This window comes from Falsihalocynthiibacter sp. CO-5D18, from assembly GCF_041205445.1.
In the GTDB taxonomy this organism is placed as follows: domain Bacteria; phylum Pseudomonadota; class Alphaproteobacteria; order Rhodobacterales; family Rhodobacteraceae; genus Falsihalocynthiibacter; species Falsihalocynthiibacter arcticus.
This window is the reverse complement of sequence record NZ_JBGFCF010000002.1, coordinates 17,950-31,612: the sequence shown is the minus strand read 5'-3', so window position 1 is coordinate 31,612 and position 13,663 is coordinate 17,950. Positions and strand designations below refer to the sequence as shown.

Annotated in this window: 15 protein-coding genes; 2 read left to right on the top strand and 13 right to left on the bottom strand. The window is 52.6% G+C overall.

Annotated features, from left to right (window positions below; translation table 11 throughout):
* Positions 1-42: 42 nt before the first annotated feature.
* Together AB9F27_RS02690 and AB9F27_RS02685 are read left to right on the top strand one after the other, a co-directional pair.
* On the top strand, positions 43-834 hold the full coding sequence (locus AB9F27_RS02690) for a sterol desaturase family protein (RefSeq protein WP_335586004.1): 792 nt from the start codon (positions 43-45) through the stop codon (positions 832-834).
* Positions 834-1,322, top strand: coding sequence for a histidine phosphatase family protein (locus AB9F27_RS02685; protein ID WP_335586003.1), 489 nt, complete (start codon positions 834-836; stop codon positions 1,320-1,322). Before AB9F27_RS02690 ends, AB9F27_RS02685 begins: the two co-directional genes overlap by 1 nt.
* A 78-nt stretch (positions 1,323-1,400) precedes the next feature.
* Here AB9F27_RS02685 and AB9F27_RS02680 read toward each other — a convergent pair whose 3' ends face one another.
* From AB9F27_RS02680 to AB9F27_RS02620, 13 genes are all read right to left on the bottom strand, one after another.
* Positions 1,401-2,192, bottom strand: a complete 792-nt coding sequence (locus tag AB9F27_RS02680) for an amino acid ABC transporter ATP-binding protein (RefSeq protein ID WP_039004048.1) — start codon at positions 2,190-2,192, stop codon at positions 1,401-1,403.
* Between the two features lie 15 nt (positions 2,193-2,207).
* Positions 2,208-3,590, bottom strand: a complete 1,383-nt coding sequence (locus AB9F27_RS02675) for an amino acid ABC transporter permease (RefSeq protein ID WP_335586002.1) — start codon at positions 3,588-3,590, stop codon at positions 2,208-2,210.
* Position 3,591: 1 nt separating this feature from the next.
* A complete protein-coding gene (locus AB9F27_RS02670) occupies positions 3,592-4,848 on the bottom strand; it encodes an ABC transporter permease subunit (protein ID WP_335586001.1) in 1,257 nt (418 codons plus the stop codon).
* A gap of 134 nt (positions 4,849-4,982) precedes the next feature.
* Complete coding sequence (locus tag AB9F27_RS02665; RefSeq protein ID WP_335586000.1) at positions 4,983-5,999, bottom strand: amino acid ABC transporter substrate-binding protein; 1,017 nt, start codon at positions 5,997-5,999, stop codon at positions 4,983-4,985.
* A 219-nt stretch (positions 6,000-6,218) separates the two neighbouring features.
* Positions 6,219-6,935 carry an ATP12 family protein gene (locus AB9F27_RS02660; protein WP_335585999.1) on the bottom strand — a complete coding sequence of 239 codons (717 nt, stop codon included), beginning with the start codon at positions 6,933-6,935 and terminating at the stop codon, positions 6,219-6,221.
* The gene (locus tag AB9F27_RS02655) at positions 6,932-7,618 is read right to left on the bottom strand and encodes an HAD-IA family hydrolase (RefSeq protein WP_335585998.1); all 687 of its coding nucleotides are present in this window, start codon (positions 7,616-7,618) and stop codon (positions 6,932-6,934) included. The genes AB9F27_RS02660 and AB9F27_RS02655 overlap by 4 nt, the downstream gene beginning before the upstream one ends.
* The gene (locus AB9F27_RS02650) at positions 7,615-8,649 is read right to left on the bottom strand and encodes an RluA family pseudouridine synthase (protein ID WP_335585997.1); all 1,035 of its coding nucleotides are present in this window, start codon (positions 8,647-8,649) and stop codon (positions 7,615-7,617) included. Before AB9F27_RS02650 ends, AB9F27_RS02655 begins: the two co-directional genes overlap by 4 nt.
* Entirely contained in the window at positions 8,646-9,023 is a 378-nt protein-coding gene (gene crcB / locus AB9F27_RS02645) for a fluoride efflux transporter CrcB (protein WP_039004054.1), read from the bottom strand. Before crcB ends, AB9F27_RS02650 begins: the two co-directional genes overlap by 4 nt.
* A gap of 31 nt (positions 9,024-9,054) precedes the next feature.
* Positions 9,055-10,371, bottom strand: coding sequence for a replication-associated recombination protein A (locus tag AB9F27_RS02640; protein ID WP_369756379.1), 1,317 nt, complete (start codon positions 10,369-10,371; stop codon positions 9,055-9,057).
* 99 nt (positions 10,372-10,470) lie between these two features.
* The gene (locus AB9F27_RS02635) at positions 10,471-11,058 is read right to left on the bottom strand and encodes an acyl-homoserine-lactone synthase (RefSeq protein ID WP_335586585.1); all 588 of its coding nucleotides are present in this window, start codon (positions 11,056-11,058) and stop codon (positions 10,471-10,473) included.
* 61 nt (positions 11,059-11,119) lie between these two features.
* The gene (locus AB9F27_RS02630) at positions 11,120-11,731 is read right to left on the bottom strand and encodes an autoinducer binding domain-containing protein (RefSeq protein WP_335586586.1); all 612 of its coding nucleotides are present in this window, start codon (positions 11,729-11,731) and stop codon (positions 11,120-11,122) included.
* A 348-nt stretch (positions 11,732-12,079) separates the two neighbouring features.
* The gene (gene rplQ / locus AB9F27_RS02625) at positions 12,080-12,499 is read right to left on the bottom strand and encodes a 50S ribosomal protein L17 (RefSeq protein WP_039004058.1); all 420 of its coding nucleotides are present in this window, start codon (positions 12,497-12,499) and stop codon (positions 12,080-12,082) included.
* Between the two features lie 143 nt (positions 12,500-12,642).
* Positions 12,643-13,659 (bottom strand): DNA-directed RNA polymerase subunit alpha, encoded by a 1,017-nt coding sequence (locus AB9F27_RS02620; protein ID WP_039004059.1) that lies wholly within the window; start codon positions 13,657-13,659, stop codon positions 12,643-12,645.
* Positions 13,660-13,663: the final 4 nt, after the last annotated feature.

Below are 13,663 nucleotides of genomic sequence, written 5' to 3'. Positions count from 1 at the left end.
TGTTTTCGTTGAACCGCGCCGAATTTCGGAGCACCATGAAATATGCAAAATGAAACTTTCCTTAGGCTAGGCGTCTTCCTCGGTCTCTTCGTTGTACTGGCACTCGCAGAGGCCATGCTTCCTCGCCGCCCCAGTACACGCATGGGGCGTTGGCCGATCAATTGGGCCATGATTATTCTGGATTCAATAACCCTCAGGATCATGGCAATTGCCGTGCCGCTGTTGGCCGTTGGTGCCGCGCTTGAGGCTTCACATCGTGGCATTGGCCTGTTCAACCACACAACTTTGCCGTCGTGGATCGAAGTCCTTTTGGCCATCATTATCTTGGACTTTTTTATCTGGTTGCAGCATTTGATCACCCATAAGGTACCGTTTTTATGGCGTTTTCATCAAGTTCACCATGCTGACCCTGAAATGGATGTCACAACGGCCATTCGATTTCACCCTGTGGAAATCGCCCTTTCAGCAGGATTTAAAATTGGTCTGGTCTATGTGTTTGGACCATCGGCGGTTGCCGTGATTTTATTCGAGGTTTTGCTAAATGGCACCGCGATGTTTAATCATGCAAACCTTCGTCTACCGATTCCGTTGGATCGCGTTGTACGGCGAGTTTTGGTGACGCCGGATATGCACCGTGTTCATCATTCGGTTTATCGCGAGGAAACCGACAGCAATTACGGGTTTTCGCTGTCGTTATGGGACCGTTTGTTTGGAACGTATATTGCGCAGCCTAAGGATGGTCATACGGGTATGCGCATTGGTCTTTTGGGGGAATACGCGAAACCCAAGGGTTTCATTCATGCACTTATGATGCCGTTTCGAAAGGGACGGTAATGAAACTTATTTTGATGCGGCATATGAAGTCTGATTGGGACGGAATGACGAGCGATCATGCGCGTCCCCTCAATCCGCGCGGCCGTGCCTCTGCATCGAAGATCGGGTTCTGGCTTGAGAACAAAGGGTTTTTACCTGATTTGGCACTGGTTTCAGATTCCCAACGGACCCGCGAAACCTTCGACGGGTTGGCGCCATACCTGTCGCAAAACCTTGTTCTGGTGTTTACCCGCGCGCTCTATCTGGCGGAACCCGCTGCCATACTTGCGGTCCTTGCAGCCCATAAGCCAGCCCCTACAAGCACGGTTCTCCTGCTGGCGCATAATCCCGGGATTGCGGCGCTTGCGGCCACCCTAGTGGAGGAGGAGCCGCGCCATCCGAAGTTCTATGACTATCCCACGGGCGCGACGACGGTACTGGAATTTGATGGGGAAATCGCACCCCATAAAGGTAAACCACTTGGTTTCGTAATTCCGCGTGAATTGTAGAGTTATTTAAAAAACCGGCCCTCAGAAAGAGCCGGTTTTTAAAGTTATTAAAGTTTTCCAAGACGCCGAAATGGATCCTTAGTGCCCCAAAATCTGGGAGAGGAACAATTTCGTGCGCTCGGATTTTGGATTGTTGAAGAACTCCTCAGGCTCGTTTTGCTCCACGATCTGACCGTCGTCCATAAAGATCACACGGTTCGCAACCTGACGGGCAAAACCCATCTCATGGGTCACGCACAGCATGGTCATGCCCTCTTCGGCCAGTTCAATCATGGTGTCGAGAACCTCTTTGATCATCTCTGGGTCAAGAGCTGAGGTTGGCTCGTCAAAGAGCATGATGCGGGGTTTCATACAAAGCGAACGGGCAATCGCCACGCGCTGTTGCTGCCCACCCGAAAGCATGCCGGGGTATTTGTTGGCTTGCTCGGGGATTTTAACCTTCTCAAGGAAGTGCATCGCAATTTCCTCGGCTTCTTTTTTGGGTGTTTTGCGCACCCAGATCGGAGCCAAGGTACAGTTCTCCAAAATCGTCAGATGCGGAAAAAGGTTGAAGTGCTGAAAACACATTCCCACTTCGGAACGGATTTTGTCGATGTTTTTGAGATCGGACGTGAGCTCGGTTCCATCGACAATAATGTCGCCCTTTTGGTGCTCCTCAAGACGGTTGATACAGCGGATGAGCGTCGATTTCCCCGAGCCGGATGGCCCCGCAATAACGATACGCTCGCCCTGATTGACCGTCAGGTTGATGTCGCGCAGCACGTGGAAGCTCCCGTACCACTTGTTCATATTGTTGATTTGGACCGCAACCTCTTCAGAGACCTGCATTTTGGAACGATCAATTTGGCGTTGTGTAGCAAGTTCAGACATATCGTGAACTCCTTATTAATGGCCAGTCTTGAGCTTGCGCTCCAAGAACATGGAATAACGGGACATAGAAAAGCAAACGACGAAGAAAAGCAGCGCGATGAAGGCATAAAGCTCCCACACAATACCGTTCCATTCTTGGTTTGCGCGGATCGCACTGGACAGGCCAACGGGATCCATGAGGCTAATGATCGAAACCAACGTCGTGTCTTTGAACACGCCGATAAAGGTACTCACGATGCCCGGAATGGAAATCTTGAGCGCTTGCGGCATAATGATCAGCCGCTGCGCCTTCCAATAATCAAGTCCCAGAGCATCCGCCGCCTCGTACTGCCCTTTTGGCAAAGCAGCGAGCCCGCCGCGCACAACCTCGGCCATATAGGCCGACGCAAAGAGCGTTACCATGATCATAACCCGCAGGATCACATCAAAGTTCGTACCCGGAGGCATGAAGATATTGAGCAGGTTGTTGGCCACAAACAGGAGGGTAATCAGAGGCACACCGCGAATAAACTCGATGAAACCGATGCAGATCGATTTCACGATCAGCAAGTCAGACTGGCGACCGAGAGCAAGGAGTACCCCAATCGGCAATGACCCGAGGATCGCGACGATCCCAATGGAGATCGACAGAACGAAGCCCCCAAACTGTCGGCTGGAAACGGCTTCCAGAGCCAAACCAGGCGTTAGATTTGCGAGGACACCCGCAACGGGGCCAGCCGCAAATAGCCACCAAAGGATTGGCACCACGGCGGTCAATATGATCCCGACCAAACTGCCGGTATGAGGGCGCACATAGTGGAAAACCAAATACCCGATCACGAAGCCCGCAAAGGCCATAGTCGGCCCCCAAATCGAGCCACCCCACATGAGGAACACGTCCACAAACGGGAAGAGCATCGTCACGATCAATAACTTGCGCGGTGCTTTTTCCGAAAGAACCGGAAGCAGACCAACGAACATCAGCACCAAGGCCAAATTCAAACGCCAGTAGCCAAGGATCATCACAATCGGGGTCGCAACATGTGCACGTGGGTCGGAACTGATAAGCTCAGGATCAACGCCGCTTAAGGACGACAGAAGACCAACGTCTAGGGGATAGAAGCCATAAAGAAGCTGCAACCAACGATCGTTGATCACACCCCAACAGGCACCATGCCCGCCCGCGCCGATGATCTCGCGGCATTCGGTTAGTGACTTGGCGTTCCATGTTGGAGAAACCCCCCAACCAAGAAGGTTGAGGACCGTCCATACAACGGCGAGGAGAAACAGGACCGATATGATCGAATTCCAAATGCCGTTGAACAGATTTTGACGCAACCAACCGATTGGGCCAACCATGGTTGAAGGCGGGACTTGCTGCGAGAGCATTTCTGTGCGGACAAAACTAACTTCTGGCATATTACCGCTCCACCAATTTAACTGAGTTATTATACCAATTCATCACGGCCGAAATGCTGAGGGAAATCGTGAGATAGATCAGCATCAAAAGCAGGATGGACTCAAGCTCGCGCCCCGTTTGGTTCATGGTGATCCCGCCGAGTGTGGCGGTAATATCCATGTACCCAACCGCAATCGCGAGTGAGGAGTTCTTGGTGAGATTCAAGTAGTTAGAGATCATTGGCGGGATAATCACCCGCATCGCCTGTGGCAAAATCACCAGACTCATGGTGCGTCTCGAACTCATGCCAAGGGCCTCAGCGGCCTCACTTTGCCCTTTTGAGACAGACATAATGCCCGAGCGAACGATCTCGGCGATAAAGGCGGCGGTATAGAGCGAGAGGGCAATCCAGAGCGCGAGCAGGGAGTTGCGTAGATGAGTCCCGCCTTGGAAGTTGAAGCCCTTCAGCGCCGGATAGCCAAGATGAAACCCAAGAGCAACAAGCGCGATCGTTACGGGAAGCAGCACCGCTCCCAAACGCAGATACCATGTGGTCGGTCGAATGCCCGTCGCTTCTTGAATGCGATTTGCGCGCTCTTTGATTTTCTTTGAGACAACGATGCCAGCGATCAGAACAGCGGCAATGAGAACGAGGTTCAAACTAATATTCAAGAACCCGAAAACGCTGATGTCGCCCAAACTCCTGCTGAACAGGGGTTCGGGAACGTAAATGCCTCGGTTCGTTATGGCGACGGTGTCGTTCAAAATCATAGACGCGGTCGCGTTGTCGCCTCTGAAATCATTGGGCTGAGGCAATGTCTCGATCATAATCGCCATCGTAAACACGATCCACAGCAGGACGGGGACGTTGCGGAAGGTCTCGACATAGACCGTCATGATTTTGGAAACGATCCAATTGTTTGAGAGGCGCAGGATGCCGACAAAAACACCGATAATCGTCGCTGTAATACAGCCGAGGAACGCAATCAGCAGCGTATTAAGAAGACCCACGCCCGCCGCGCGCCAATGGCTGTCACGAGAGGTATAGTCAATTAACCGTTGGTTGATGTCATACCCTGCGGAGTCGTTCAAATAAGTAAACGACGGTTCTTTTCCGAGATCCGAAAGGTTTTGCGCTGTATTACCGATGAGCCAAGCAAACACTGCCATGAACCCGAGAAGTGCAACAACTTGAATGGTCATTGACCTGTATCGGGTATCGTAAATCAGCATAGATAGCCGAAACGACTCCTTAGGAGGGTCGGTTATTGTTGTCATGAAAATATCCCCGTCGTCGCTAGGCATTCCGGCGCATTATTTGCGCTCATACAACCTAAGACTGTTGTTTAGTTATTGTTCTTATAGATAGTCAAAAGGGCGCGGAATGAACCGCGCCCTTTTATTAGTAAGCCCTAGCGGAAGGGTGGGGAATAAAGCAGACCACCATTTGTCCACTGTGCGTTCAAGCCGCGAGCGATTCCGATTGGTGTGCTTTGACCAATGTTTTGCTCGAAGATTTCGCCGTAGTTGCCACCAGCCATAATGGCCGCTTTGGCCCAACCAGCGTCAAGACCAAGCATTTCGCCGAGGTTACCCTCTTTGCCCAAAAGGCGTGCGATTTCTGGGTTCGTTGTGCTTGCTTCCATCTCTTCGATGTTTGCAGAAGTCACACCGAGTTCTTCAGCGGCGATCAAAGCATTCAAAGACCAACGAACGATGTCTGCCCATTCGTTGTCGCCGTGGCGAACAAGAGGACCGAGTGGCTCTTTGGAGATGATTTCAGGAAGGACGATGTGCTCGCTTGGTGCTTCGAAGGTTGCACGGGTCGCTGCCAACGCGGAAGCGTCCGTTGTGTAAACGTCACAAGCGCCCGCAAGGTACTGTTGTTGACCTTCAGCGTTTGTTTCGATTGGCACAGGCTCATATGAGAGATTGTTGGCGCGGAAGTAGTCGGCCAAGTTCAACTCAGTTGTCGTCCCAGTTTGAATACAAACCGTTGCGCCATCAAGTTCTTTAGCGGAGCTAACACCCAGCGCTGTTGGAATCATGAAGCCTTGACCATCGTAGTAGTTCACACCTGCGAAATCGAACTTTAGGTCCACATCGCGGCTGAATGTCCATGTTGTGTTACGGGCCAACATGTCGATCTCGCCGGAAGCCAACGCGGTAAAACGTGTCTTACCGGTTGTCGGGATAAATTCTACAGCACTGCCATCTCCCAAAACTGCCGCAGCAACGGCGCGACAAACAGCAACATCAAAGCCGGCCCATTCGCCGTTCGCATCTGGAGCACCAAAACCCGGAACGCCGGTGGTAACGCCACAGTTTAGTTTGCCGCGCGCTTTTACGTCATCCAACGTACTTGCTGCGGCAACACCTGCAGCAAGGCTTGCCACGGTCAGTGCACCAAAAAATACGGATTTATTCATTTTAACCTCTTCCTGATTGTCCACCCTTTTTTGGGTGGTTTGGCCAATGGAGTAACATCGGCAGTAGACATGAAGACAGCAATGCTGTCCGCATTACGCGTAGAATGGACAATTTCTGTTGCAGCCGTCAAGGGGGCAACGATACGCCAGTGGTCCGTTCCCTTGGGGACCCCCCGCAAAGGTGGGGAGCTTCCCGTTCGTTATTCGTAATTCACAGGATCAAAGTGCGACTTGCAGGCCTTGATAGAATTCAAATGCCTCAAAAAACGCTTGCCGCTTTTTCGCGGCCAATTCGGTGGCTTCGTCGTCTTGCCCCCATTGGCTTTCCTGCCAATTTTCATCCAGACGGGAGGCCTGCCAAATGTCTTCGGGGGATTTAAAGGCGTGGAGCGCCGCAAGCCCAAGAACAAGGGAACCACTTATCGCCACAAGATCATGGAAAGCGACCAGTTCAAATGTGTTCAAAGCAAACACAGGCGCCCGCAATTTCGCGATACTTGCCGCGGGTTGGGCGACATGCATGATGCCTTCGCCAAGGACGAGCGGCGCGTCGAAAGTCGTTTCAGCCCAAAGTAAAAAGGGTGTCCAAACCGCATGTTGCTTCTCAACAAGTTCAATCGGGAAGGCCGCGCGGTAACACAACAAATCGGTTTCCCCATAGGACGCAAGCATATCGGCAACCGCGTCGAATTGATGGGCGACCTTGTCGATCGCAGAGTTGGCCATGCGGGTAACCGGCATGGTGACCGGATCAATTTTCGTGTCCTGCGACTGCCATTCATGAGCAACTTTTTGGGCAATCTCAAGGGTTGGGATAACCAATGCGGCCTTGGAGGGCGTGCGCAATTTGCGCCCATCCAACAGGACTTCAAAGCCCCCTTCGGTGGCGGCCACTTCGGCATTTTTCCAAAACTTTTTCGTCGCCCAACTCGTCATTTCCCACTCCAGATTTGGTCCAAATAGGGAATCAATTCGTCAAATCCCTGCAAGATCACTTCCGCGCCAGCTTCCGTTAGGTCAACTTGTGAATGATAACCCCAATCGACCCCAATGCGCCCTACCCCCGCAGATTTTGCCATCGCCATGTCAAAACTCGTGTCGCCAATCATCACCGCATTCGCGGCATCAACACCGGATTCCGAAAGCGCCTGAAAGATCATGGAAGGGTGTGGTTTGGAGGGGTGGTCGTCGGCGACCTGCTGGGTGAGGAATACCTTATCCAAGCTGTGCCCGCGCAAAAGGCTGTCCAAACCACGACGACTTTTGCCCGTGGCAATACCAAGGATATGATGGTCCACCGCCTGAAGCGCGCGCAGGACGTCGAGCGCCCCGTCGTAAAAGGGTGACCCAGATTGCGCGCCCAGTTCTTCGCGTTGCGCGTTGAAGGCCCCTTTATAGGCATCCACCATTTTCTCACGTTGGCTTAACGCGCTGTCAGGCATTAGGCGCAAAACAGCCTCAGGGAGGGAGAGCCCAACAATCGACAAAACCGCCTCCCGACTTGGAGGTGCGACCTCCACCGAGGCGCAAGCGGCTGTCATCGCTGCGAGAATATGGTCCTGACTGTCGACAAGCGTTCCATCGACATCAAAGATTATGAGCTTTAGCTCGGTACTCATTGTTCCTCGTCGAAGGGGTCAAGCGGCACATCGCGCACGTCCCACGCAAGAGTATCCCACGTATGCAACATGTGTTTGGGCATCGGCGCCGTAAACGTCATACGGGCTCCTGTGGAAGGGTGTGTCATGGTTAGGCTGCGCGCGTGCAGGTGAAGCTTTTTCGAGATCTCCCCACCTAATTGTGCGCCCCAACCGTCGCCAAGGTTTTCCTGACCCGAGCCGCCATATTTACCGTCGCCGATAATCGGATGCCCAAGTTCGGCCATATGCGCGCGCAACTGGTGTGTGCGGCCCGTGATTGGCACAAGCGCCACCCAAGAGACCCGCCCACCGAGTGCAGAAAGCACGGCGTAATCGGTTGTTGCACGCTTGGCGCCCTCAGTAGAGTCAACTTCGCGCGGGTGAATACAGTGCATTTTTTCAAAGTCGGCACCCGCTTTCACAAGGCCAAAGCGAATGGTCCCCAAACGGGGTTTTGGCTGCCCTGCGACGGCTGCCCAGTAAATTTTGCGCGATTCGCGGTCACGGAAGGTGCGGGTAATTGCAGCGGCCGAAGCGCGTGTGCGCGCAAGAACCAAGACACCGGACGTGTCTTTATCAAGACGGTGCACAAGGCGTGGCTTTTCTTCCAGCCCAAAACGAAGCGCATCCGCCATACCATCGACGTGACGGTGATGATTGGTGCCGCCCTGTGTTGGCAATCCCGGAGGCTTGTTAATTACAATCATATAATCGTCGCGATACAGGACCGTTGCGCGGATCATATCCGCATCTTCGTCCGACATCGGAGCCGCAGGTTTCGCTTTGGCTGTGATCTGGCTGGCGGTTGGCAGCGGTGGCACGCGGACGATTTGCCCAGTGGTCAAACGCGACGCAGGCTTAACCCGCCCCTTGTCGACGCGGATATCGCCTTTGCGGCAGAGCTTTTCGATCCGTGCTTGGCTAACTTGTGGAAACTGGCGGCGAAACCAACGATCGAGTCGTTGATCATTGTCGTCAGGCGTAATCGTAATATGTTGAACACCGCTCATGCGAAGCCCCCTTTTGCACACCATACCCCGAGCGCAACCGCCGAGAGGGACATAACCATTGATAGAGCGACATAGAGTGCCGCCGAGCCGAGTTGCCCAGCTTCAAAGAGCCGTAACGTATCGAGTGAAAACGCCGAAAACGTTGTGAACCCGCCCAAGACACCGATCATTAAGAACGGCGCCATAACCGAGGAGTCACGCCCTGCAAGTAGCACAAAAAGCAGCCCCATTACAAACGACCCAACGACATTCACACTTAAGGTCCCCCATGGGAAACTCATACCCAAAAGTCGCACCGCGTAAGCCTGAGTCAAAAAGCGCATCACGGCGCCTAAAGCACCTCCGAGCGCCACATATAATAGGGTCAAAAACATCGGCCGTGTTTTCCCTCTAGCGCCCGGAATGTCAACCGCTAGCGCGCTTAGATCTCAGTTTAGCAAAGTAATCTTGACGTTTTTTAAGTTCGCGCTCGAATCCGCGCTCAACCGGTAGATAAAACTCGGGGCGCTCCATGGTTTCGGGGAAATAGTTTTGGCCCGAAAATCCATCTTCGGCGTCGTGATCATAGGCATATCCCGCCCCATACCCTTGCTCTTCCATCAAGGAGGTTGGTGCATTGAGAATATGCTTTGGGGGCGGCTCGGAACCGGTTTTTTGCGCCGCAACCATGGCCATTTTGTACCCCGCATAGGCCGCGTTTGATTTGGGGGCGAGGGCCAAATAGGTCACCGCTTGCGCCAAGGCCAATTCGCCTTCGGGACTGCCCAAACGCTCGTAGACTTGCCATGCGTTCAAACAATGGGTTTGGGCATCGGGGTCTGCGAGGCCGATATCCTCAATTGCCATGCGCGTAATGCGGCGCGCCAAGTAACGGGGGTCTTCGCCGCCCTTGAGCATGCGGGCGAGCCAATAGAGGGCTGCGTCAGGGTCTGATCCACGCACGGATTTATGGAGTGCGGAAATCAGATTGTAATGGGAATCGCCGGATTTGTCATAAACCGCCGCGCGTTTCATCAAGCGTTGGCCGAGCCCTTTTGCGTCCAATGGCTCCTTGACCTTCCAAGCTGAGACCTGCTCAACAAGATTGAGCAAAGTGCGGCCATCGCCGTCCGCCATTTCCAAAAGCGCATCTCGGGCGTCTTGGGTAAGAGGAAGCTCGCGGTCTATTTCGCCTTCAGCCCGCGCAAGCAACAGATCCAGGTCTGCGAGGGTAAGCCGCGTGAGCACCATAACCTGTGAGCGACTTAACACCGCCGCATTGAGCTCAAAGCTGGGATTTTCTGTGGTGGCCCCTACCAAAAGGATCGTGCCGTCCTCCATATGGGGAAGGAAGCCATCTTGCTGGGCTTTATTGAATCTATGAATCTCGTCGACAAACAGCAGAGTCCCCTGCCCGTTTTGGCGACGGATTTTAGCGGCTTCAAAAACTTTGCGAAGGTCAGGCATGCCGGTAAAAATCGCGCTTATCTGCACAAAGGTGAGATCAGTTTCATCCGCCAAAAGACGCGCAATTGTGGTTTTACCAACGCCAGGTGGTCCCCAAAAGATGAGCGACCCCAAACTGTTGGACGCAAGCATCGTCCCCAAGGGCGCCTCAGGACCCAAAACTTGTTGCTGCCCGATCACTTCTGACAAAGTCTTGGGGCGCAGACGATCCGCCAAAGGGCGCGGTGCGTTCTGAACTTTGGCCTCGGAGGCACTGGAATCAAACAAATCTGTCATGGGGTGACCCTATGCCTTGTGTGGAACAGGGGGAAGCATCGTTTTGGTGCGATAAAGGGCCCCTCAGGAGGGGGAGGCCCTTTTTCGTTTCGCGGTCGTTTAGTGCAGCTTAGAACTCAGATTGATGGACACACATTGATAGTCACCATCGCCAATAAACATCGGACGCCCAGCAGCTTCGGCATCCAAACCACACCGGCCAAACCAACGTGGCCAATTCGCTGCGGTCAAAGCAACGATCTTTGTTGCACCCAACTCGCGGGCGGACTTGAGCATCGCCATCACCATATAGGCGTGCACGCGCCGACGAATACGCTGTGGCGTGGTATGGGAAACAAACACGCGCGTGCTCTCCCAAATGTTCTCATCAACAGGGGCTTCCTCAAATAGCAGGTCTTGAGGAATGGTCCCGAGCAACCCACGTTGCGCATCACGGATCATGTAACTATAAATCCCACAGCGCGCGACTGTGGGCGTCAGGCGAATGCCTGCGTATACTTCGCCATATTCGTGGATGGCAATCCAACGACTTGCCGGAGTATCATATTGATCATACTCCATTCCAAGGGCTTCAGGCAGGTCCCAGTTTTTTTGCACAATAAAAGACTGCCGCCTAGCGCGAAACAGATTTGCGAATAGCTCGCCATGGTTGTGCATATTTTCGAACGAAAGTGTAGTTGTTTGCATGGTAGATCCCCCAGCTTGTTTAAAAAACAAAGCCCCACGTTCAAACAACGATCAGATCCGGTTAAAGCAGCCTATAATCCTTCGCGCGTTGAATGGCCTCAGCGGTCGTCCGAGCGAGCAGTTTCTGACGGGCCGCTATTAAGCGTGCTTTAAGGGCGCTTTCTGAGATATTCAATTTTGCAGCTGCCGCCGCATGCCGATCGCCGTCTGCGATACACCGCAGGGCTTCAACTTGAGCCTTAGTTAGGCTCTCCGGCGGCTCTGTTAAGTCATGAAGCCGACGAACTACGCGCGAAACTTCTTCCATTTCGCTATCTGTAAACTCGCGATCGCTACGTGCAAAGCTAGCGATTGTGCGAGAGGAAATCGGACCACAGGATACAGTAACCCCAAAATTGAGTCCATATTCCTTTGCCAGTCCCAAAATATTGAATGTGTCGGGAATCCCGAATTCGCTCCAACGACTCGCGCCATCCGTGCTGAAGCCCCAAGCAATTGTCGGGTCGCGCAGTGCGAACCCTTGCTCGGTATAATAATCCGTCCAGCGGTGATCATACGTCTGAAAAGACATAAGAGGCGCGGCGAAGCGAATATGGAGCCCCAAAAAGTAACCCGCAGGCGCAAGCAACGTGAGCTTATGAAGTTCGAGGTCGAGACCTATCTTATTAGACATGTCTTTTTAGACTAGTTGTCAGAATCTTAGTCAACCTTAAAGTGTATGGTACAGAAATAGTAGTGAGTGATGTTACCGTGAAAACAATGGACATAGATTTAAAGACGAAGTTGAACTCCCTTTCAGAGAGCGCACGTGGCGATTTACTGGATTTTTTGAGAAATTCGCCCTCCGGAGAGAACAGTTTAACAGCTTTGCTGGAGCGAATCGAGAACTCCATTCAGCTTCGAATCGCGGCTAAAAAGTCGCATAACTAGACCTATTCCTAACGGAACGATGTACCAAAACAATAAAAGCCCCGCCAAATCTGGCGGGGCTTTCTATTTGAGATCAATGAAGGTCTCTGAATTATTCTGCTGCGGCGTCTTCTGCCAAAACGCGTGCTTTGTCGCCTGCGCCTTTTGCATTCACGTCGCGGTCAACCAATTCGATGATCGCCATTGGCGCCATGTCACCGTAACGGAAACCAGCCTTAAGAACGCGCACATAACCACCTTGGCGATCTTTGTAGCGTGGGCCGAGAACTTCAAACAATTTCGCAACATAAGCGTCTTGCTTAAGGCGAGCACCTGCTTGGCGGCGGGCGTGAAGATCGCCACGTTTACCAAGAGTGATCAGTTTGTCGATGATGCGCTTAAGCTCTTTAGCTTTAGGCAATGTTGTTTTGATTTGCTCGTGCTCGATGAGTGAGCCTGCCATGTTGGCAAAGAGCGCCTTACGGTGCTCGTGAGTACGGTTTAAGCGGCGGTAGCCTCTAGCGTGACGCATGGTGTATCTCCTATAGCGTTGTTTTACTTTGTCCGGCAGCCGATGCGTGTCAGCTACTCTCCTTGGGGCAATTGCCCTGACATTCCCCGGCATTCCGGGCATTTATGAGGTTGGGGCGGACCGTTAAGCCCACCCCAAATTTCTTAGAATTGATCTTCGAATTTCTTCGCAAGATCTTCAATATTGTCCGGTGGCCAATCTTCGACGTCCATACCGAGGTGCAGACCCATGCCCGACAACACTTCTTTGATCTCGTTCAAAGACTTGCGGCCGAAGTTTGGTGTGCGGAGCATTTCTGCTTCGGTTTTTTGGATCAAATCGCCAATGTAAACGATGTTGTCGTTCTTGAGGCAATTTGCGGAACGTACGGAAAGTTCCAATTCGTCCACTTTCTTGAGAAGAAGCGGATTGAATTCGAGGCCATCGTCTTCTTCTTGACGGTTTGCAGACTCTGGCTCGTCAAAGTTAACGAATGTCGCAAGCTGGTCCTGAAGAATACGCGCAGCATAAGCCACGGCGTCTTCTGGAGGGATGGAACCGTCTGTTTCAAGCGTCAACGTGAGCTTGTCATAGTCGAGAACTTGACCTTCACGTGTGGGCTGCACGTCATAAGACACGCGCTTCACAGGGGAAAAGATCGAATCGATCGGAATAAGACCGATAGGTGCGTCCTCAGGACGGTTCTTGTCAGCGGAAACATAGCCTTTGCCAGTTTCAACAGTCAATTCCATGAACAAGTCTGCGCCTTCGTCGAGGTGACAGATAACGTGATCCTTGTTCAGAACCTCGATACCCGCGCTCTCGGAGATGTCGCCAGCGGTTACAACCATCGGGCCTTTGGCCGAGATGGAAACACGCTTTGGACCGTCTACTTCCATACGTATCGCGACGCCTTTGAGGTTCAGAACCACATCGGTTACGTCTTCGCGAACACCAGAAATCGAGGAAAACTCATGCAAAACATTGTCGATTTGAACGCTGGTAATCGCAGCACCCTGTAGCGAGCTCATAAGCACGCGACGCAGAGCATTGCCCAATGTCAAACCAAAACCGCGTTCTAGCGGCTCTGCAACTACAGTTGCTTGACGCGCAGGCTCGTTGCCTGGCTTCACTTCCAACTGTGTTGGTTTAATCAGTTCTTGCCAATTTTTATGGATCATGCTG

What these genes read in the sequence shown, in the direction of transcription:
- AB9F27_RS02655 (WP_335585998.1), bottom strand. Translation starts at nt 7,618, where the DNA reads ATGAGTACCGAGCTAAAGCTCATAATCTTTGATGTCGATGGAACGCTT.
- AB9F27_RS02675 (WP_335586002.1), bottom strand. Translation starts at nt 3,590, where the DNA reads ATGCCAGAAGTTAGTTTTGTCCGCACAGAAATGCTCTCGCAGCAAGTC.
- AB9F27_RS02620 (WP_039004059.1), bottom strand. Translation starts at nt 13,659, where the DNA reads ATGATCCATAAAAATTGGCAAGAACTGATTAAACCAACACAGTTGGAA.
- AB9F27_RS02635 (WP_335586585.1), bottom strand. Translation starts at nt 11,058, where the DNA reads ATGCAAACAACTACACTTTCGTTCGAAAATATGCACAACCATGGCGAG.
- crcB (WP_039004054.1), bottom strand. Translation starts at nt 9,023, where the DNA reads ATGTTTTTGACCCTATTATATGTGGCGCTCGGAGGTGCTTTAGGCGCC.
- AB9F27_RS02685 (WP_335586003.1), top strand. Translation starts at nt 834, where the DNA reads ATGAAACTTATTTTGATGCGGCATATGAAGTCTGATTGGGACGGAATG.
- AB9F27_RS02630 (WP_335586586.1), bottom strand. Translation starts at nt 11,731, where the DNA reads ATGTCTAATAAGATAGGTCTCGACCTCGAACTTCATAAGCTCACGTTG.
- AB9F27_RS02660 (WP_335585999.1), bottom strand. Translation starts at nt 6,935, where the DNA reads ATGACGAGTTGGGCGACGAAAAAGTTTTGGAAAAATGCCGAAGTGGCC.
- AB9F27_RS02650 (WP_335585997.1), bottom strand. Translation starts at nt 8,649, where the DNA reads ATGAGCGGTGTTCAACATATTACGATTACGCCTGACGACAATGATCAA.
- AB9F27_RS02665 (WP_335586000.1), bottom strand. Translation starts at nt 5,999, where the DNA reads ATGAATAAATCCGTATTTTTTGGTGCACTGACCGTGGCAAGCCTTGCT.
- AB9F27_RS02690 (WP_335586004.1), top strand. Translation starts at nt 43, where the DNA reads ATGCAAAATGAAACTTTCCTTAGGCTAGGCGTCTTCCTCGGTCTCTTC.
- AB9F27_RS02680 (WP_039004048.1), bottom strand. Translation starts at nt 2,192, where the DNA reads ATGTCTGAACTTGCTACACAACGCCAAATTGATCGTTCCAAAATGCAG.
- AB9F27_RS02670 (WP_335586001.1), bottom strand. Translation starts at nt 4,848, where the DNA reads ATGACAACAATAACCGACCCTCCTAAGGAGTCGTTTCGGCTATCTATG.
- AB9F27_RS02640 (WP_369756379.1), bottom strand. Translation starts at nt 10,371, where the DNA reads ATGACAGATTTGTTTGATTCCAGTGCCTCCGAGGCCAAAGTTCAGAAC.
- rplQ (WP_039004058.1), bottom strand. Translation starts at nt 12,499, where the DNA reads ATGCGTCACGCTAGAGGCTACCGCCGCTTAAACCGTACTCACGAGCAC.